Source organism: Variovorax sp. TBS-050B, assembly GCF_029893635.1.
Classification (GTDB): Bacteria; Pseudomonadota; Gammaproteobacteria; order Burkholderiales; family Burkholderiaceae_C; genus Variovorax.
Genome location: NZ_JARXYR010000002.1, coordinates 530,974 through 549,889 on the forward strand (window position 1 = coordinate 530,974; position 18,916 = coordinate 549,889).

Annotated in this window: 12 protein-coding genes, 1 tRNA gene and 4 pseudogenes; 6 read left to right on the forward strand and 11 right to left on the reverse strand. The window is 68.5% G+C overall.

Annotated features, from left to right (window positions below; all coding sequences use genetic code 11):
- Positions 1-10 precede the first annotated feature (10 nt).
- The 3 genes and pseudogenes from M2165_RS26100 to M2165_RS05455 all read right to left on the reverse strand — a co-directional run bounded on the left by M2165_RS26100 (position 11) and on the right by M2165_RS05455 (position 6,025).
- A pseudogene (locus M2165_RS26100) lies at positions 11-3,416 on the reverse strand (efflux transporter outer membrane subunit).
- On the reverse strand, positions 3,404-4,750 hold the full coding sequence (locus tag M2165_RS05450) for a hypothetical protein (RefSeq protein WP_280813663.1): 1,347 nt from the start codon (positions 4,748-4,750) through the stop codon (positions 3,404-3,406). Before M2165_RS05450 ends, M2165_RS26100 begins: the two are co-directional and overlap by 13 nt.
- An 18-nt stretch (positions 4,751-4,768) precedes the next feature.
- Positions 4,769-6,025, reverse strand: coding sequence for an HlyD family secretion protein (locus M2165_RS05455; protein ID WP_280813664.1), 1,257 nt, complete (start codon positions 6,023-6,025; stop codon positions 4,769-4,771).
- A 665-nt stretch (positions 6,026-6,690) separates the two neighbouring features.
- Here M2165_RS05455 and M2165_RS05460 point away from each other — a divergent pair.
- Together M2165_RS05460 and M2165_RS05465 are read left to right on the forward strand one after the other, a co-directional pair.
- The gene (locus M2165_RS05460) at positions 6,691-7,629 is read left to right on the forward strand and encodes a mechanosensitive ion channel family protein (RefSeq protein ID WP_280813665.1); all 939 of its coding nucleotides are present in this window, start codon (positions 6,691-6,693) and stop codon (positions 7,627-7,629) included.
- 573 nt (positions 7,630-8,202) lie between these two features.
- The gene (locus M2165_RS05465) at positions 8,203-8,646 is read left to right on the forward strand and encodes a DUF4124 domain-containing protein (RefSeq protein ID WP_280813666.1); all 444 of its coding nucleotides are present in this window, start codon (positions 8,203-8,205) and stop codon (positions 8,644-8,646) included.
- 161 nt (positions 8,647-8,807) lie between these two features.
- On the opposite strand, the gene M2165_RS05470 is transcribed toward M2165_RS05465, so the two are convergent.
- The 6 genes and pseudogenes from M2165_RS05470 to M2165_RS05495 all read right to left on the reverse strand — a co-directional run bounded on the left by M2165_RS05470 (position 8,808) and on the right by M2165_RS05495 (position 13,549).
- Positions 8,808-8,895: transfer RNA gene (locus M2165_RS05470), tRNA-Ser, on the reverse strand.
- Positions 8,896-8,933: 38 nt separating this feature from the next.
- A pseudogene (hemW, locus tag M2165_RS05475) lies at positions 8,934-10,203 on the reverse strand (radical SAM family heme chaperone HemW).
- Between the two features lie 27 nt (positions 10,204-10,230).
- Positions 10,231-10,830, reverse strand: a complete 600-nt coding sequence (locus M2165_RS05480) for a non-canonical purine NTP pyrophosphatase (protein WP_280817476.1) — start codon at positions 10,828-10,830, stop codon at positions 10,231-10,233.
- Positions 10,831-10,840: 10 nt separating this feature from the next.
- Positions 10,841-11,572 (reverse strand): ribonuclease PH, encoded by a 732-nt coding sequence (gene rph, locus M2165_RS05485; protein WP_280813667.1) that lies wholly within the window; start codon positions 11,570-11,572, stop codon positions 10,841-10,843.
- Positions 11,573-11,635: 63 nt separating this feature from the next.
- Positions 11,636-12,545, reverse strand: a pseudogene (locus tag M2165_RS05490) (PP2C family serine/threonine-protein phosphatase).
- Entirely contained in the window at positions 12,542-13,549 is a 1,008-nt protein-coding gene (locus tag M2165_RS05495) for a serine/threonine-protein kinase (protein ID WP_280813668.1), read from the reverse strand. The pseudogene M2165_RS05490 and the gene M2165_RS05495 overlap by 4 nt, the downstream one beginning before the upstream one ends.
- A gap of 92 nt (positions 13,550-13,641) precedes the next feature.
- Here M2165_RS05495 and M2165_RS05500 point away from each other — a divergent pair.
- The 4 genes and pseudogenes from M2165_RS05500 (at position 13,642) to M2165_RS05515 (ending at position 17,772) form a co-directional block, all read left to right on the forward strand.
- A pseudogene (locus tag M2165_RS05500) lies at positions 13,642-14,557 on the forward strand (YicC/YloC family endoribonuclease).
- Between the two features lie 8 nt (positions 14,558-14,565).
- The gene (gene gmk, locus M2165_RS05505; protein WP_280817477.1) at positions 14,566-15,186 is read left to right on the forward strand and encodes a guanylate kinase; all 621 of its coding nucleotides are present in this window, start codon (positions 14,566-14,568) and stop codon (positions 15,184-15,186) included.
- A gap of 34 nt (positions 15,187-15,220) precedes the next feature.
- Positions 15,221-15,424 carry a DNA-directed RNA polymerase subunit omega gene (gene rpoZ / locus M2165_RS05510; protein WP_280813669.1) on the forward strand — a complete coding sequence of 68 codons (204 nt, stop codon included), beginning with the start codon at positions 15,221-15,223 and terminating at the stop codon, positions 15,422-15,424.
- 92 nt (positions 15,425-15,516) lie between these two features.
- Positions 15,517-17,772 (forward strand): bifunctional (p)ppGpp synthetase/guanosine-3',5'-bis(diphosphate) 3'-pyrophosphohydrolase, encoded by a 2,256-nt coding sequence (locus tag M2165_RS05515; RefSeq protein ID WP_280813670.1) that lies wholly within the window; start codon positions 15,517-15,519, stop codon positions 17,770-17,772.
- 13 nt (positions 17,773-17,785) lie between these two features.
- Here M2165_RS05515 and greB read toward each other — a convergent pair whose 3' ends face one another.
- Complete coding sequence (gene greB, locus M2165_RS05520) at positions 17,786-18,358, reverse strand: transcription elongation factor GreB (protein ID WP_280813671.1); 573 nt, start codon at positions 18,356-18,358, stop codon at positions 17,786-17,788.
- A gap of 63 nt (positions 18,359-18,421) precedes the next feature.
- Positions 18,422-18,871 (reverse strand): hypothetical protein, encoded by a 450-nt coding sequence (locus M2165_RS05525; RefSeq protein WP_280813672.1) that lies wholly within the window; start codon positions 18,869-18,871, stop codon positions 18,422-18,424.
- Positions 18,872-18,916 lie beyond the last annotated feature (45 nt).

Consider the following 18,916-nt stretch of genomic DNA (forward strand, 5'->3'; position numbering starts at 1 on the left):
GGGCGGCGCCCTATGCCGCGCTGCCCCAGCCACCGCCCAGCGCCTTGTAGAGGTTGACCATGTTGACCGCCTGCTTGAGCTGCAGCTCGATCAGCTGCTGCTGCTCGGCATAGAGCTCGCGCTGCGCGTCCTGGCTGGCAAAGTAGTCCTCCAGCCCGCTGCGGAACCGCGTGCGGGCGATGCCGGCCACCTTCTCCAGAGCCTCCACGCGCGACTGCTGCGCCGCAAGCTGCGGGCGCAGGTGGTCGTCGGCAATCAGCGCGTTGGCGGTCTCGCGCAGCGCCACCTGCGCCGCGGATTCGTACGACGCCATCGCGGCTGCCAGGCGCTCCTCGTTGGCCGTGATGTTGGCGGAGCGGCGCCCCCAGTCGAAGATCGGCAGCGACACGCCCAGCACGCCGGCCCAGCTCCTGTTGCCGCTGCTGAGCAGCGACGACAGCTCGCCGCTCACGCCGCCCGCGAGCGCCGTCAGCGAGATGGTCGGGAACATCGCGGCCTTGGCCGCGCCCACGCCCGAATTGGCCGCCTCGACGCGCGCGTAGGCGGCCAGCAGGTCGGGGCGCCGCTGCAGCAGGCTCGCGGGCAGTCCGGCCGCCACCCTGGCGGTCGACCACTCGGGCCAGCGCCGCGCGCTGCCGGTCTCGGGCGACACCGGCTGGCCGACCAGCACCTGAAGCCACTGCAGATCCTGCGCGACGCGCATGCGGTATTCCTCCTGCCGCACGCGGGCGTTCTGCAGCAGCGACTGCGCGCGGTACACGTCGAGCTGCGCGGCGCCGCCCACGGCCTTGGCGCGGCCGATCATGTCGGCATTGGCCGCGAGTCCCGATTCGTTGGCATCGGCCAGCGCCAGCAGCGCACGGTCGGCACGCAGCGTGAGGTAGGCATTCGACACCTCGCCCACGAGGTTCATGCGCGCGGCCGCGAAATCCTTGTCGCCGGCCTCGGCCAGCGCGCCGCCCTGCTGCGCGGTGCTCGCCTGGCGGCCGAAGAAGTCGAGTTCGTACGACATCACGCCCGGCCTGGATGTCGAAGCTGTTCGAGACGCGGCCGTCCGACGGCACGTTGCCGAGCGGGCTGAGCGAACCCTGCGGCGTGGTCTTCGCGCGCTGCGCATGGCTCGACAGGCCGAAGGCCGGGAACAGCGATGCGCGCGTGCCCGCATACACCGCGCGCGCCTCGCGCGCCTTGGCGGCATAGACGCGCAGGTCGCGGTTCTGCGCCAGCGCGGTCTCGATCAGGCCGCGCAGCTCGTCGTCCTGCACGAAGCTGCGCCAGTCCACCGGCTCGGCGTTCGGCACCGTGGTGCCGGCCGGCCACTGCGCGGGCATGGTGAGGTCGGGCTGCTTGAGCGGCGGCGTCATGTTGCAGCCGCTCACCGCCAGCACCACGCAGGTCGCCAGCACCAGCAGGCACAGCCGCAGCGACAGCCGCACGAAGCCCGCCCCGGGCGCGCCGAAGCCGGCACTCGCCAGCAGCGCCGAGGCGGCGCGCCACGGCCGCACCTGCACCGCCACATGGCTCGGCGGCACGTTGAAGACATGGCTCACCAGCTGCTCGCGCTGCGCCTCGGTGGCGGCGAAGCGCAGGTCGGCACCGGCCGCGCTCCTGCCCGCGAGCCGGGCCTGCAGCCATCCCACGGGCTCGATGTAGACCTCGAGCGGCTGCCCCACGCGCAGCCGCTTCAGCGGTGCGCGGGCTTCGAGCAGCGCGCCGTCGGCCGCGATGTTGACGAAGCGCGATTCGCCCTCGCCCGCCGCGGTGCGCACCCGCGTGCGCGCGCGCCACGGAAAGCGTTCTTCATGCTCGGGCCGCGGCAGGTCGACGCAGGCCATCAGCGCGGCCAGGCAGAGCACGAGCGCGATGCCGGTCCACACGAGGTTGAGCTCGTCGCCGGGCGTGAGCGCCTCGCCGCTGAGCGCCACCGAGGCACCGCCGAGCTGCAGCGCCACCAGCAGCCCGCCGAACATCGCGACCAGCTTCCAGTGCACCACCGTCTTGGTCCGGTCGAGCCCCTTGGCCGTGACCTTGAACGGCCGTCCGAAGGGCCGCAGCATCGCGCTGGCCAGCGTGCTCGACACCGCCATGGCCGCCACCAGCTGGCTCACCTCGCTGAAGATCGGCAGGCAGCGCCGCCCGCTGATCCAGTAGCTGTAGGCCCAGAACATGACGAGCGGCGGCAGCCCGTAGGCCGCGAAGGCCTGCGGCGTCGCATGGAACACCGACACGCCCGCATACCAGTAGAGCGCGGGCGCGAGCATGACCAGCGCCATGAACGGCTTGCCGAGCCAGTGCAGCAGGCCGTGCAGGAAGTGCAGCCGCGCCGACAGGCTGTAGCCGCGGCCGCGCAGCGGCCCGTCGGGCAGCAGCGCGAGCTGCACCGTGCCCAGGCACCAGCGGCTGCGCTGGTTGATGTAGTCGATGATGCTTTCGGCCGACAGCCCGTTCGAGAGCCGCTCGCCGAGCCAGCGCGTGATGTGGCCGTGGCGCAGCAGCAGGTAGGTGGTGTGGATGTCCTCGCAGACGCTGCCCACCGGAAAGCCGCCGGCGGCCGTGATCAGGTCGCGCCGCACGATGAACGAGGTGCCGACGCAGAAGGCGGAATCCACCGCGTCCTTCGCGGGCTGCAGCACGTCGAAGAACACGCGCTGCTCGTCGACCCAGCTGTCGGTGGCGCGCAGGTTGTGCTGGATCGGATCGGCGTTGTAGTAGAACTGCGGCGTCTGCACCAGGCCGACGCGGCGGTCGGCAAACAGGCCCAGCATGCGGTAGACGATCTGCCGCTGCGGCGCGAAGTCGGCATCGAGCACCAGGATGTACGGCGCGTTCGTCACCTCCGCCGAGAGCTTGAGCCCGTTGTTGAGGTTGCCCGCCTTGGCATGGCTGTTGTCGGGCCGCCGCGCATAGTGCACGCCCTTGCGCTCGCAGTAGTCGCGCAGCCAGTCGCGCCGCGTGTCGTCGAGCACCCACACCTTGAGCCTCGGATAGTCGATGGCCTGCGCGGCGATGATGGTCTTCTCGAGCACCGCGAGCTCTTCGTTGTAGGTGCAGATGAACACGTCCACCGCGGGCACGTGGTCCCCGCGGCCGCGCAGCATCGCTTCGCCGCGGTCGGCCAGCGGCCGGTTGTCGCGGCAGCGCAGCAGCATGTGGATGGACATCAGCGTGTAGACCACGGCCGTCATCTCGAAGAAGAGGAAGACCCATGCGAACAGCGTCTCGAAGCCGAGGTCCGACGGCGGCATGGTGGCGACCACGCGCCAGACGGCATAGCGCGCGAGCAGCAGCGCGGTCAGTCCGCCGAACACGGCGCGGTGGGAAATGCGATCGATCCGCCCCCAGGTCATCAGAAGGAGCGACAGCCCCGCAACGAGTGCGTTGAGCTGGAACTCCGGCGTGGCGATCAGGCTGGACATGATGAATTGGCTCCTGCTGCGGCGGTCTTGCCGGTGAAGGGGTTGAAACCCGTGGCGGCCAGTGCGACCCAGGCGGTCGCGCCCAGGTGCGGCCAGCGGTAGTAGAAGAAATCGGCGCCGGTCGAATCGGGTCCGATGGCGAGGCCGGTGGAGATGCGCGCGCTCGGTGTGGCGTAGTACAGGCCGTTGTCGGCGCGCTGCGCCGCGAGCAGCTGCCACAGCGCCTCGGGCGCGGCGCCCTTGCGCGCGACCAGCGTGGCGGCGGCCTGCGCGCTGCCCTCGGTCCAGATGCCGTCGGGATTGCGCGAGAAGCCGTAGCCCTCGCCCGAGCGATGGTGCCGGTCGACCCATTGCAGCCCGCGCGCCCAGGCGCACGAGCCCTCGGGTGCCGCGAGCAGCGGCCAGAGCTGCGCATCGAGGCCCGATCCGTCGGTGGAGACGGTCGCGCCGTCTTCCTTGGTGCCGATGAAGAAGCGCTGCTCCTGCGCGCTCCACATGCGGTTCACGAAGTCGAGCGCCACGCGCGCCTGCTGGCGCTCGGCCTCGCCCTGTGCACCGGCCGCGCGCGCGGCCCAGGCGGCGGCCATGGCGATGTCGATGTTGTGCTCGGTCGACTTCCAGGTCTGCGCGCGCTGCGCGTTGTCCCATCCATACCAGCCGCCGTTGTAGCCATCGGGCGCATTGCGCGCGCGCGTGCGCTGCTCGATCCAGCCCAGCAGCCTGCGTGCGGACGCAAGGTAGGCCGGCGAGCGGTCGGCCTCGTACAGGTTCAGCAGCAGCAGCGCCGCCCAGGCCACGTTGCCGGTGGCGGTGCTCACCTGGTAGGCGTCGGCGATCCACTGGTTCTTGGCGGCGTCCCAGCGACCCGGCAGCGCGGCCTTGTCCTCGTTCATCGGGCCCGCGCGGTAGGCGTTGCGGATGCGGCCGTCGGGCATCGCAGGGTCGCGCTCCATCGCGCGCACCACCGCATCGCCGATCCGACGCGCCGATGCCTTGTCGCCGCAAGCCAGCAGTGCGATGCCCGCGAGCGCGTTGTCGTAGGTGAAGGCCACGCCCGAGAGCGCGGGCTCGAGCGGCGGGCCCTGCCTGGCGTCGGCAAGCCGGTAACTCGTGAGGAACAGCGGGCCCGAGGCCGAACCCTTCTGCTCTTCGGCGACCGCGCGGCGCAGGCCCTCGCAGCTCTGCTGCGCGAGCTTCTGCTGCGTGGCCGACGGCGGTGGCGCCGCCGCCACCGGCTGCGCCAGGGCCGACGCGGCGGCGATCGCGGTCATCGCGGCCACCGAGGCGGCCGCGCGACGGCGCATCGTCGTGCGGGGAATGGCGGGGCTCGGCATCGCGGGTTCCTCGCGCGATCAGGACTTGAGCGTGGCCGAGACCACCTTGCCGGGCGCGCACAGGTTGGTACCGCCGTCGGCCGGGGCCTGCGGCGCCGGCTGGCCTTCGAGCCGTGCCACCGCGTAGACCGAGCCCTGTTCGGCATAGGGGAAGGGCACGCTGTAGGTGCTCTGCAGCGCCTCGGAGGCCTCGGGCAGCAGCTGCTCCACGCGCGCGGGCAGCACACGGTCGCTCTTGTCGTCGAGCTTCACGTCGAGCAGCGAGCCGATGCCGAGCCGCTTGGCGACGCGCGCCGGAAACACCGCCACCACGCCAAGCCGGCTGCAGTCGGTCACGCGCACCAGCGAGGCGCCGGCCGTGACGTAGGCGCCCTCGGGCGCGAGCACCGTGTGCACCTGCCCGGCCTGCGTGGCCTTGATCTCGTAGGAAGACAGCTTCTCCACGCGCTGGCGCTCCTCTTCCTCGAGCTGGCGCACCTGCTTGAGCTGCTGGAAGATCGCGGCGCCGTCCTGCTGCGCACGCCCCACGCTGTTGCGCAGCGCCTCGCGGCGGCTCGACAGCGTCTGGAACAGGTTGTTGCCGCTGGTGCCCACGAAGGCGCCCTGACCGGCGCTCGCCACCGTCTGCACCTGCCCGGTGAACGCCTGCTCCGCCACCGCCGCGTTGGCGCGCGCGGTGTTGAGCTGTGCGATCGAGGCGTTCATCACCTGCTCGCTGATCGCGCCCTGCTCCAGCAGCGCCTGGTTGGTGCGGACCTTGTTCTCCTGTTCCTCGACCACGCTGTGCGCCACGTCGCGCTGACGCTGCGCGATCTGCCACGACTCCCAGGCCTGCGCCAGCGAGGCCTCGCGGTGGACGTTGGCCTGCTGGCCGACCGAGCGCATCTCCTGGTTGTCGGCCTTGTACTGGTTGGCGAGCTGCGCCAATTGCGCCTGCAGCGCGAGATGCTGCGAGCGCAGCTGCGTGAGGATCTCCTGGCTCACCGTCGGGTTGCGCACCGTGGCCACCTGCGTGCCCGGCGTCACCGCATCGCGCGGATGCACCGCCATCTGCGCCACCACGCCGTTGATCGGCGAGGTGATCAGCGTCACCGGCGCCTGCAGCACCGCCCGCGTCGCCTTGGACGACAGCAGCGGCTGCACGAGCGTGGCGATCATCAGCCACAGCACGAAGGCCAGCAGCGCATAGGCCGCGAGCTTGGGCACGAAGGCCCCGGTCTGCCGGCGCCGACGACCTGTGGCCGTGGCGGCCGCGGCGGATGTGCGGCCTGCCAAGCGACGGTCGAGGGCGCCTGCGGCGTGCCGCTGGCGGTGAAGGAAGGGAACCGATTTCGGTTTCGAGACAAACATAGCCACCTCTCGTGCAACGACGAAAACAACGACGCCGCCAAAAGCGACGCGACTTCGATGAATGAAGAGTTGAGCGGCCGCTTTGAACGAGCGGCCTTCGTCCGCATGTTGCGGCGCAATATCAAGGTAAGGCCAAACCCGAATCCGGACTGCTTCGGCTCGCAACAAGCTGTGCGCAATTCACATCTGGACAACAGGAACGATCGAGGGAAAGTCCTACATTGCCGTCGGAGCACGCGCAATTGACCACCAAGGGCCTCAATCCATCGTGGCCCACGGCAGGTGGCGGCTGTAGAGGAAAACCGCGGGGCGTGGTGTATTCCGGGGTGCCTGCGACGCGGCGTGTTCGCTGACGCCATGGACGTGTCATCGCAGCGTCTGCGAGAAATTCAGTAACGAATCTGATCGTGTCGTCAGGTTGAACGTCGCAGGCGATCCACGCCGGCCATGCAACTCTCGCCACTGCTGCGACTCCACCTTCAAGCGTTCGCCACAGAAGAGAAGCTGCGGCGGGCCTTGCCGTCGTCGCGCGCTCCCTGCCGCGCGATCCGCGCCTCGAGAGGCGACTGTCAAATAAACCCGGACCAGGAATGAACTACATCCGCAACATCGATTGGGAGCGCTGGAGCGGCCCCGCACTCGCAGGCCTTCGCATCGTCTTCATCCTTGCCGTCGCATGGGCGTCGATCGCGCTGCTGCAGCGCGCCGTGCGTGCGATCCGGCTGCGCGTCGAGAGCCGCATCGGCGACGCCGACGGCGCCCGCCGCGCCGAGACCCTGGCGCGCGTCGTGCGCTATCTCATCGCACTGGTGATCGGCGCCGTCGCCGTCATGCTGGTGCTGGGCGAGGTCGGTGTCTCGCTCGCGCCGGTGCTCGGCGCCGCCGGCGTGGTGGGCCTTGCCATCGGCTTCGGCGCGCAGAGCCTCGTGAAGGACTACTTCACCGGCTTCTTCATCCTCTTCGAAGACCAGATCCGCACCGGCGACGTCGTCAAGATCGCCGACATCGGCGGCTCGGTCGAAGACATCACGCTGCGGCACGTGCGGCTGCGCGACTATGACGGCAACGTGCACTTCATACCCAACGGCCTCATCACCACCGTGACGAACATGTCGCGCTCGTTCGCGCATGCCGTGATGGACATCGGCGTGTCGTACCGCGAGAACGTCGACGAGGTCATGCGCCTCATGGCCCAGGTCGGCGAACAACTGCGCGCCGATCCCGCGCACGCGGCCAGGATCCTCGCCGATCTCGAGATCGCCGGCGTCGAGAAGCTCGACGACAGCGCCGTCGTGCTGCGCTGCCGCTTCAAGGTCGCGCCGCTGCAGCAATGGACCGTGCGGCGCGAGTTCCTGCGGCGCGTGAAGGCGGCGTTCGACGCGCAGGGCGTGGAGATTCCGTTCCCGCACATGACGATCTATGCGGGTGTGGGCAAGGACGGCGATGCGCCGGCGTTGCCGTTGCGGCAGGTGGGGGCGGAGGCGGCGAATGCCTCTACTGTTCCGAAGGAGGATCGGGCGCGGTCCTGAGTTTGAGGTTCAGAGATTGGCTTGGCGCGCGACCGCCACATCACGAGCCAGGATGGTCCACCGTCCGAACCCGCCACGGACGCCACCTACCGCAGCGCATCCTCGCCAGCACGAGACGCCGATATGCAGCAGAGTCAGGCGTGATGGTGCGCTGCGCATGTCGGCGGTGATTGCATAGCGCACAAGCGGCTGCGATGTTCTCGCGGCTATCGCGTCCACCATCGCGGCGAGCGTGCAAGTGTTCCGCGGTACAGCGGTGGGTCTCTGTCTGCCGCCGTGTGAGGCCATACCGTGCAGCGAAGGCGGCAGGCTCGGCGAGCCACATCGGCTCGTTGCAGTAGCAACAGAGGCCTCCTTGACGGATGAAGGCTGAAGTACGAGAAGATATGAGAGTGCTGGGCACACGGGACTCCAAAGTGAAAGTTGGGTCCCCGATGGCCTTGGGCTCAGAGCGGGCGCCGGCGGCTCGACCTTCCGGCGATGCCCCAGCGTAGCGCTGGGGCGGTCGGGCGAGGGTGCCCGAGCGCTTGCCACTCTAGGTAAGAATCGGGCAAAGCACAAGCCCCCTTCCCCATGCGCGTTCTGCTCACTCTTCCCCTGCTGCTGGCCGCTCTCTCCGGGTCGGCAGCGCCGCCTGTGTATCGATGCGAGACCGCAGGCAAGGTCAGCTATTCGGACTCGCCGTGCGTCGGCGCGAAGGTGATCGACGCTACGCCGAACCAGGGCATCGATCAGATGTCGGGTAAGTCGCGGAAGGGCCGTGACGTGCAACGCACGGAACTCAACCACGCATTCGACGACGCGCTGCGGCCGCTTACAGGAAAGTCACGCGACGAGATGGACGTGCTGCGCCGGAGAGTCCAGCTTCCAGCACGCGATCAAGGGGAGTGCCGACAACTGGACGCCCGCTTGCCCGAACTGGAGGCAGCGACGCAACGCGAGACCGGTGCGTCAAAGGCGAGGAAGGATGTAGACCTGTACCAAGCGCGCAAGCGCTACTTCGACCTCAAGTGCTAGCGACTCGCTGGAGAGGCATTCGTCCAATTCCCTGATTCTGACGCCTGGCGCAGTACCTAGAACGGATCCGCCGGAACGGGATCACCGCTGCACTATTAGTTCCTGAAGCCGAAGATGCGAACGTCTGGTCGACGTCCAGTCGAGTCGGAGACATCGATAGCTGGCGGAGAGTGTGAGATTCGAACTCACGGACGCTTTCACGTCGGCAGTTTTCAAGACTGCTGGTTTAAACCACTCACCCAACTCTCCGGAGCCCGCGATTTTACGCCGGCCGCCCGACCGGCCGATCAGTCCCCGTCGGGCAGAAACAGCGACTGCAGATCGCTCAAGAAATCGAGCCCCCGCTCCGTCGGCCACACGCGATGCAGGTCCCCGCGCAACCAGTCCCTTGCGCTCGGCTTCTTCGAGCCCCTTCTGGATGCTCGTCATCGCCAGCCCCGTGCGCTCGCTGAACTGCATCAGCGTGAAGCCTTCCTTGAGCCGCAAGGCATTGAGCATGAACTCGAATGGCAGGTCGGCGAGCGCGACCTCGTCGCTTTGCGAGACGGCGGCGCCGGCGCGGGCGTTCTCCATGTAGAGGCGCGGTTCGCGAAAGCGCACCTGGCGCACGATGCGGTGGGCGAAGCTGAGCTTGCTGTGCGCGCCGGCGCCGATGCCGAGGTAGTCGCCGAACTGCCAATAGTTGAGGTTGTGCGTGCAGGTGTGGCCGCTGCGCGCATAGGCCGAGACCTCGTAGCGCGCCATGCCGGTCGCGGCGGTGCGCTCGGTGATGCGGTCGAGCATGGCGTAGGCGATGTCGTCCTCGGGCAGCACGGGCGGGAACTTGGCGAACCAGGTGTTGGGCTCGATCGTGAGGTGATAGACCGACAGATGCGGCGGCGCGAGCGCCAGGGCCTGCGACAGGTCGGCATCGAGGCCCTCGAGCGTCTGGCCCGGCAGCGCGTACATCAGGTCGAGGTTGAAGGTGTCGAAGGCGCTCGCGGCCTCTTCGGCGGCGGCGATGGCCTGGGCGCGGTCGTGCACGCGGCCGAGCGCCTTCAGGTGCGCGTCGTCGAAGCTCTGCACGCCCACCGACAGCCGCGTGACGCCGGCCGAGCGGTAGGCGCGGAAGCGGTTGCGTTCGAAAGTGCCGGGGTTGGCCTCGAGCGTGATCTCGCAGTCGGGCGCGAGCTTGAGGCGCGCGCGCACGTCGCCGAGCAGACGGTCGATGGCCTGCGGCGAGAACAGGCTCGGCGTGCCGCCGCCGATGAAGATGGTGTGGACGGTGCGGCCCCAGATGAGCGGCAGCGCGGCGTCCAGATCGGCCACCAGCGCGTCGATGTAGGCGGCTTCGGGCATGCACTCGACTTCGGCCTCGCTCGCGGCTCGCCATTCGTGCGAGTTGAAGTCGCAGTACGGGCACTTGCGCAGGCACCACGGCAGGTGGATGTAGAGCGAAAGCGGCGGCAGCGCCGCGAGCTGCAGCGGGCCGGGCCGCATCCAGTGCAGCACGTCGTTGGCCTGCGGCGCGCCGGCGGGCGCCGCGGGCTGGATCGGAAGCACGGTGTTGGAAGCCATCGATTGATTGGTTGATCGACCGACCGATCAGAACCAGCGTTCGCGCATCAGCGCCAGCATGGCGCGGGCGGCCTGGCCGCGGTGGCTGTTCGCGTTCTTCACGTCGGGCGGCAGCTGGGCGAAGGTCTTGCCGAAGCCCGGCAGGTACATGACCGGATCGAAGCCGAAGCCGTTGTCGCCGATGGGCGCGCGCGCGATCTCGCCGACGACGCGACCGACGGCGATCAGCGGTTCGGGGTCGTCATGGCCGCGCAACGCGACCAGCGTGCTCACGAGCGCGGCGCGGCGGTTGACCACGCCGTCGAGCTGCTCGAGCAGCGCCTTGACGTTGTTCGCGTCGCCCTTGGCATAGCCGAACTGGGTGGCGTAGTAGGCGGTGTCGACGCCCGGCAGGCCGCCGAAGGCATCGACGCAGAGCCCGGCGTCGTCGGCGATGGCGGGCAGGCCGGTGGCGGCGCTGGCATGGCGCGCCTTGGCGAGCGCGTTCTCGACGAAGGTGCGGAAGGGCTCCTCGGCCTCGCCCACGCCGAGCGTCGACTGGGGCACCAGCGTCACGGCCAGTTCGGCGAAGAGCTGCTGCAGCTCGGCAAGCTTGCCGGCGTTGTTCGAGGCCAGGACCAGTTTCATCGCCATGGGGTCACTTCGAAAGCAGTGCCTGCTTCTGCATCTCGATCAGTTCGCCGATGCCCTTCTCGGCCAGGCCGAGCAGGATGTTCATTTCGTCGCGCGAGAAGGCGGCACCTTCGGCGGTGCCCTGCACTTCGACGAAATGGCCGGCGCCGGTCATGACGACGTTCATGTCGGTGTCGCAGGCGGAATCCTCGGTGTATTCGAGGTCGAGCAGCGGCGTGCCGGCGACGATGCCGACCGAGATCGCGGCCACGTGGCCGCGGATCGGCGAGGCGGCCAGGGTGCCGGCCGCGAGCAGCTTGTTGACGGCGTCCTGCGCCGCGACGAAGGCGCCGGTGATGGCCGCTGTGCGGGTGCCGCCGTCGGCCTGGAGCACGTCGCAGTCGAGATGGATGGTGCGCTCGCCGAGGGCGGCCAGGTCGAACACGGCGCGCATGGAACGGCCGATGAGGCGCTGGATCTCCTGCGTGCGGCCGCTCTGCTTGCCGCGGGCGGCCTCGCGGTCGCTGCGGGTGTGGGTGGCGCGCGGCAGCATGCCGTATTCCGCCGTGACCCAGCCTTCGCCGCTGCCGCGCTTGTGCGGCGGCACGCGCTCTTCGACGGAGGCGGTGCACAGCACGCGCGTCTGGCCGAATTCGATGAGCACGGAGCCCTCGGCGTGGATGGTGAAGCCGCGGGTGATGCGCACCGGGCGCAGCTGGTCGGCGGCGCGGCCGGCGCTTCGTGTGAAAGCAGTCATGGATGGGGGTGAGTGAGTGTTGGGAAACAGGCCGCCGCGCCGGATGGCGCGGACGGCGCGCGATCAGATCTTCTTGGCGGCCGAGCGGCGGATGGCTTCGTTGATCTCGGCGATCGAACGCTCGATGGCGTCTTCGTCGAGGTCGTCGAGTTCGCCGTCCGCGGGCATGCCGGCCTGGATGGTGGAGGCGAAGACGCCGTCGCTGATGGAGTCGGTGGACACCGCGCGCTCTTCGCCCGCGGTCTTGTCGGGCATCTCCCACTCGAGCGCGATCAGCGTGACGTTGTCGCTGTGGGCGCCGCCCTTGCGCAGCGCCATTTCGGCGAGGTCGGGGGCGGCGTCGGACACTGGCTTGTCGGACGAGAGGGTGTGCACGATCACGGCATCGTCGAGCACGCCCCAGACGCCGTCGGAGCACAGCATGATGCGGTCGCCGCGCTGCAGTTGCAGCGGGGCCGAGATGTCGAACAGCGGCGTGGTCGGCGAGCCGAGGCAGGTGAGCAGCAGGTTGCGGTTGACGGGCGCGTCGGAGCCGCTCGGGCGCGGGCGCTCCGCATGCGAATGGTCGCGCGTGCGCGTGAGCAGGCGGCCGTCGCGCACCACGTACAGGCGCGAGTCGCCGCAGTGCATCCAGATGGCCGACGAGTTCTGCAGCAGGGCCGCGACCACGGTGGTGCGCGGGGTGTCGAGCATGGCCTTCTGGCTGGCGTACCGCATGATCTGCTGGTGCGCCGTCATGGCCGATTCGGCGAGGAAGGCCTTCGGGTCCTTGACCATCGGCCGGGCCTCGCGCTGGTAGAGCGCCGCGATGGTCTGCAGCGCGAGCTGCGCCGCGACCTCGCCTTCTGGGTGGCCGCCCATGCCGTCGGCGAGCACGAAGAGGCCCGACTCCCGCGTGTAGCAATAGCCCATGCGGTCTTCGTTCTTGAGGCGGCCGCCCTTCCGGCATGACCTGGAATACCGAGAATTTCATGCGGGACGCGTCGTGGGTGCCGCCGCCTTGGGCAGGGCTTTCTTGTCGAAGGAGCGGATGTTGTCGAGCGAAAGCCGCACCTTCTCGCCGACGGTGAGCTTGGTGTAGCGCCGCTCGCCTTCGCGGCTCAGTTCCTTCTGGAGCGCGAAGACCGACTGCGGCCGCGAGAGCGGATCGAGCGACATGCACCACTCGACCACCTCGATGAGGTTGTCCGAATACACGCCGCGCAGGCGCGACAGCGAAAGGCTGAGCCGGTCCTTTTCGATGCGCCGCGGCGCGTCGTTGGGCGGATAGCCCTGCATGCACGCGTAGATGCAGGCGCCGATGGCGTAGATGTCGGTCCACGGGCCCATGGAGGAGTCGCGCCGGTACATCTCGGGCGCGGCGAAGCCGGGCGTGTACATCGGGCGGATGAAGATGCCTTCCTTGCTCAGCACCTCGCGCGCGGCGCCGAAGTCGATCAGCACCGCGCGGTCCTCGTCGGTCACGAAGATGTTGGCCGGCTTGATGTCGAGGTGCAGCATCTTGTACTGGTGCACGATGCGCAGCCCGCGCAGGATCTCGTCGAACAGCGAGCGGATGGTCGATTCGCGGAACACCTTGGGCCGCTTGAGGTCGCGCGCGGTGACGACGAAGTCCTGCAGGGTCGCGCCCTCCAGGTAGTTCATCACCATGTAGACGGTTTCGTTCTCGCGGAAGAAATTGAGCACGCTGACCACCGACGCGTGTGAGATCTGCGCGAGCGAGCGCCCTTCCTCGAAGAAGCTCTTCAGGCCCAGCCGGTAGAGCGAGAGCTTCTCCGGCGGCACCTCGGGCGTGAGTTCGCCGGGGCCGCGCGTGGCGAGCGAGGAAGGCAGGTATTCCTTGATGGCGACCTGCTGCCCGCTCGGGTCGATGGCGAGGTAGACGACGCCAAACCCACCCGCGGAAAGCCGGCGAACGATGCGGTAACCGCCAATGACCGTATCGGGCGGCAGGGGCGAAGGCTTGACCTTTGACATAATCCGGGAGTTTCGCCCGAAGGCGATGGTGCGGCAAGCGAACGCCGGGCCGACGCCTCGGTGCATGCAAGCAAAAACCACAGAGAGGCGCAATGCCAGTTTACAGCATGACCGGCTATGCCAGCGGCCAGAACGGCCCCGCCGGCAGCCACTCCGGAGCCGAAGCGGGGCCTGCCGCCGCGGGCCGCCTCGGGGTCGAAATCCGCTCGGTCAACAGCCGCTTCCTCGACCTCAGCTTCAAGCTGCCCGAAGAACTGCGCCAGCACGAAACCGCCCTGCGCGAGCTCCTCACGGGCAAGCTCAAGCGCGGCAAGGTCGAAGTGCGCGCCGCCATCGAGAGCAGTACCCAGTCGGGCATCGTCGAACCCTCGGTCAAGCTGCTGCAGCGGCTGAACGGGGTGCAGGACGGCATCCGGGCCTGGCTGCCGGGCGCACGCGAACTGAGCGTGGCCGACGTGCTGCGGCTCGCGGGGCGGCGAAAGCGCCGCGCGCGGCGACTGGGGCAGCGACCTGCTCGATGTGGCCGGCAAGGCGCTCGAGGCGCTGATGTCCGCCCGCCAGCGCGAGGGCGCGCGCCTTGCCAAGATGCTTGAAGCGCACGTGGCGCAGCTGCGCACGCTGGTCGAGCAGGCCGGCCCGCTGGTTCCGCAACTGGTCGAGCAGCAGCGCGCACGCTTCCTGGAGCGCTGGCAGGAGGCCATGGGCCTGACCGGCGGCACGCTGCCGGAGGCCGCCCAGGACCGGGCGCTGACCGAGGCGACCGCGTTCGCGATCCGGATCGACGTGGCGGAAGAGCTCACCCGGCTGAAGTCGCACCTCGACGAGATCGAGCGGCTGCTCAAGAAAGGCGGCGAGATCGGCAAGCGGCTCGATTTCCTGATCCAGGAGCTGCACCGTGAGGCCAATACACTGGGCTCGAAGTCGGCGGCGCTGGAACTCACCCGCATCGGCGTGGACATGAAGGTGCTGATCGAGCAGATGCGCGAACAGGTACAGAACATCGAATGAACGAGCCCATGGACTACCCAGGCAACATCTTTGTGGTGGCGGCGCCGAGCGGTGCCGGCAAATCGAGCCTGGTCAAGGCGCTCATGGAGCTGGATTCGGCCGTCCAGCCCTCGGTCTCGCACACCACCCGGTCGCCGCGCGGCCAGGAAAAGCACGGCCGCGAGTACTTCTTCGTCTCCCCGGTGGAGTTCGACGCCATGGTCGCGGCCGACGGCTTCGTGGAGTGGGCCCATGTGCACGGCCACCGCTACGGCACCTCCAAGAAGGCGATCGAGGAACGGATCGCGCAGGGCGCGGACGTGATCCTCGAGATCGATTTCCAGGGCGCACTGCAGATCCGCCAGACCTTTGCCAATGCGGTGATGATCTTCATCCTCCCGCCGAGCTGGGAGGAACTGCGCTCGCGGCTCGAACGCCGCGGCGAGGACAGTGCCGCCGTGATCGAGCTGCGCCTGCGCAATGCCGCCGAAGAGATGGCCCGGGCGGGAGAATTCGACTTCGTTATAATCAACGAGTTATTTGAGCGCGCGCTTTTCGATCTCAAGGCGATCGTCCACGCGCAGCGGCTTCGGTACTCTGCACAGCGCCGCGCACGTGCCGACACATTCGCCGCACTGAACATCCCCTGATTTCCTGTCTGCTCACCGACCGAAAGATCCCACCATGGCCCGCATCACCGTCGAAGACTGCCTGACGCAGATCCCCAACCGTTTCCAGCTGGTTCTGGCCGCCACCTACCGTGCGCGCATGCTGAGCCAGGGTCACGCGCCCAAGATCGAGAGCAAGAACAAGCCCGCCGTGACCGCCCTGCGCGAGATCGCCGAAGGCAAGATCGGCCTCGAGATGCTCAAGAAAGTGCCGGGCTGATCTGACGCAGCCCTGCAACGAAAGGCACCGCTTGGCGGTGCTTTTTTTACGCCTGGACGCGCCCTTACGGCGGTCACGCTAAAGTGATAGGCATGAGCGCGGTCGCCAAAAGCCAGTCCCATGCCCCGTCGGGCACGCCGAAGCCGAGTCCGGCGGCGTTGAACGCGGCTGCCGCGAGCTTTGCCGCGCTGACCGCCCGGCTCGACTACCTGAGCGCCGAGGACACCGAACTGGTCCGCCGCGCCTACCGCTTCGCCGACGAGGCCCACCTGGGCCAACTGCGCAACAGCGGCGAGCCCTACATCACCCACCCCATCGCCGTGGCGGCGCAGTGCGCCGAATGGAAGCTTGACGCCCAGGCGCTCATGGCCGCCCTGCTGCACGACGCCATCGAGGACTGCGGCGTCACCAAGCCGGAGCTGATCGAGCGCTTCGGCGCGCCGGTGGCCGAACTGGTCGACGGGCTCACCAAGCTGGACAAGCTGCAGTTCAACACCCGTGAGGAAAACCAGGCGGAATCCTTCCGCAAGATGCTGCTGGCCATGGCGCGCGACGTGCGGGTGATCCTGGTCAAGCTGGCCGACCGCACCCACAACATGCGGACGCTGGCCGATGCGCCGCGCGAAAAATGGGCCCGGATCTCGCGCGAGACGCTCGAGATCTATGCTCCGATCGCGCACCGGCTCGGCCTGAACCAGACCTACCGCGAGCTCCAGGAGCTCTCGTTCCGCCACCTGAAGCCCTGGCGCTATGCCACCCTGTCGAAGGCGGTCGCCAAGGCGCGCGGACGCCGGCGCGACCTGATCCAGAAGGTGCAGCGCGAGGTCGAGACCGCCTTCGCCAACGCGAACATGACGGTGCGCATCGCCGGACGCGAGAAAACGCTCTACTCCATCTACCGCAAGATGGAAGAAAAGCACCTGAGCTTCGCGCAGGTGACCGACATCTACGGCTTCCGGCTGATCGTGCCGAACGTGATCGCCTGCTACACCGGCCTGGGCATCCTGCACCAGATGTACAAGCCGCTGCCGGGCAAGTTCAAGGACCACATCGCGATCGCCAAGCTCAACGGCTACCAGTCGCTGCACACCACGCTGGTCGGGCCGGCCGGCGTGAACGTCGAATTCCAGCTGCGCACCGAGGCCATGCACGTGGTGGCCGAATCGGGCGTCGCCGCGCACTGGCTCTACAAGGCCGCCGAGCCGAACGCGGCCAGCAACGACCGGCTGGGCACCAAGTGGCTGCAGTCGCTGCTCGACATCCAGGACGAGACCCGCGACGCCGCCGAGTTCTGGGACCACGTCAAGGTCGACCTGTTCCCCGACGCGGTCTACGTCTTCACGCCCAAGAGCCAGATCCTCGCGCTGCCGCGCGGCGCCACGGTGGTCGACTTCGCCTACGCGATCCACAGCAACATCGGCGACCACACCTCGGCGGCGCGCATCAACGGCGACCAGGTGCCGCTTCGCACCGAGCTCAAGAACGGCGACGTGGTCGAGGTCATCACCGCGCCGGTGTCGACGCCCAACCCCGCCTGGCTCGGTTTCGTGCGCACCGGGCGCGCGCGTTCGAAGATCCGCCACTATCTGAAGACGCTCGCGCATGCCGAATCCGAAGGCCTGGGCGAAAAGCTGCTGGCGCAGGCGCTGCGCGCCGAGGGCCTGAGCAAGCTGCCGGCCGACGACGCCGAGCACCAGCCGCTGTGGGAGAAGCTGCTGCGCTTCACGGGCAACCGCACCCGCTCCGAACTGCTGACCGACATCGGCCTGGGCAAGCGGATCGCGAGCATCGTCGCCAAGCGGCTCGTGGCCATGCTGTCCGAACTCGGCGAGCGGCCCGATGCGCTGCTGCTGAGCCGGGAGCGCTTCATCTCGCACGAAACCATTTCGCAGGGCGCGGTGACGCTCGACGGCAGCGAGAACTCGTCGGTGCGCTTCGCGCTGTGCTGCCGGCCGATCCCGGGCGACGAGATCGTCGGCTACCTGGGTCACGGCGAAGGCCTGGTGGTGCACACCGAGGCCTGCGGCGTCGGGCAGCGGCTGCGGCACAAGGACAGCGAACGCTTCTTCGCCGTGGAATGGGCCGACGAGCCGACGCGCCCCTTCGAAACCGCCGTGGTCATCACCGTGCGCAATGACAAAGGCGTGCTCGCGCGCGTCGCGGCCACGCTGGCGGACGCCGAAGCCGACATCACGCACGTCGAAATGGCCGACGAGACGCCGCAGGATTCGACCGATCTGCGCTTCGTGATCGCCGTGCGCGACCGGTCGCACCTCGACGCCGTGCTGCGCGCGGCGCGGCGCACCGCCTCGGTGCTGACGGCCGCGCGGACCGTGCCCTCGCCCTGACCGACTGCCCTCGCTAAGGCGCCGCGCCGGGCGCGGGGTAGCTGACCGACAGCAGCTCGATCTCGTGTGCGCCGCCCGGCGTGACGAGCTTCACCACGTCGCCCTCGCGCGCCTTGAGCAAGGCACGGGCGATCGGCGAAATCCAGCTGACCTGCGATTGCGCGCTGTCCGCCTCGTCGATGCCGAGGATCGTCACGCTGCGCTCGTCGCCGGTCTCGTCCACGTAGCGCACCGTCGCGCCGAAGAACACCTGGTCGCTGCCATGGTGCACCGTGGGATCGGTCACTTCGGCGATCTCGAGCCGCTTCGAGAGAAAGCGGATGCGCCGGTCGATCTCGCGCAGGCGCTTCTTGCCGTAGAGGTAGTCGCCGTTCTCGGAACGGTCGCCGTTCTTCGCGGCCCAGTGCACCGCCTCCACCACCTTGGGGCGTTCCTCGTCCATGAGATGGAGCAGTTCATCGCGCAGCCTGGCGTAGCCCGCCGGCGTGATGTAGTTCTTGCTGCCGCTCGGCAACGCAGGCATGGCGCCGTCGCCGCCGTCCTCGTCGCTCTCGGTGTCGGTTTCCTTCGTGAATGCTTTGCTCAAGGCATGACCTCTGGATTCAAAAAACCGGTCCGCAACGCCGTCGCGGGCCGTGCTTCGATTGTCTCAACCCATGTCCGAGCGCTTGCAGTCGAACACCGTGGCCGGTTCGACGCTGCGCAAGGCGGGCACCTTGCTGATGAATGTCACGCCTGCGCTGATCAGTCGCCACTCGCTTGCCTTGAACAACCGGTAGAGGCTCATGACCTCAGTGCCGGCCGCCGGAATGGCGTTGAACACGTAGATCGGCTCGCCGGACTGGTTCTCGTCCATGCTCAGCAGTTCTCCGCGCATCTTGCCCATCGTTTCCGTGTCCTTCGTGCGGGCGCGGACGATGTCCATGTTGACGGTGCGCGCGTGCTCGTCGATCGAGATCTTCCGGATCGGGTTGAACGCGGCCGCCGCACCACTTCCCGGCGCGGCCGGAACACAGGTGATCGTTCCCGCCGAGGCATGGCCCGCGGCCACGCAGAGGAGGAGTCGAAGAAATGCCAGCCGCTTCGCGTGAACGCCCATGGTTGCCTTGTGGTTGCGGGAGAGAGCTGAATGCACTGTAGCGCC

What these genes read in the sequence shown, in the direction of transcription:
- gmk (WP_280817477.1), top strand. Translation starts at nt 14,566, where the DNA reads ATGGACTACCCAGGCAACATCTTTGTGGTGGCGGCGCCGAGCGGTGCC.
- M2165_RS05480 (WP_280817476.1), bottom strand. Translation starts at nt 10,830, where the DNA reads ATGAAACTGGTCCTGGCCTCGAACAACGCCGGCAAGCTTGCCGAGCTG.
- M2165_RS05450 (WP_280813663.1), bottom strand. Translation starts at nt 4,750, where the DNA reads ATGCCGAGCCCCGCCATTCCCCGCACGACGATGCGCCGTCGCGCGGCC.
- rpoZ (WP_280813669.1), top strand. Translation starts at nt 15,221, where the DNA reads ATGGCCCGCATCACCGTCGAAGACTGCCTGACGCAGATCCCCAACCGT.
- M2165_RS05460 (WP_280813665.1), top strand. Translation starts at nt 6,691, where the DNA reads ATGAACTACATCCGCAACATCGATTGGGAGCGCTGGAGCGGCCCCGCA.
- M2165_RS05525 (WP_280813672.1), bottom strand. Translation starts at nt 18,871, where the DNA reads ATGGGCGTTCACGCGAAGCGGCTGGCATTTCTTCGACTCCTCCTCTGC.
- M2165_RS05515 (WP_280813670.1), top strand. Translation starts at nt 15,517, where the DNA reads ATGAGCGCGGTCGCCAAAAGCCAGTCCCATGCCCCGTCGGGCACGCCG.
- rph (WP_280813667.1), bottom strand. Translation starts at nt 11,572, where the DNA reads ATGACTGCTTTCACACGAAGCGCCGGCCGCGCCGCCGACCAGCTGCGC.
- M2165_RS05495 (WP_280813668.1), bottom strand. Translation starts at nt 13,549, where the DNA reads ATGTCAAAGGTCAAGCCTTCGCCCCTGCCGCCCGATACGGTCATTGGC.
- M2165_RS05465 (WP_280813666.1), top strand. Translation starts at nt 8,203, where the DNA reads ATGCGCGTTCTGCTCACTCTTCCCCTGCTGCTGGCCGCTCTCTCCGGG.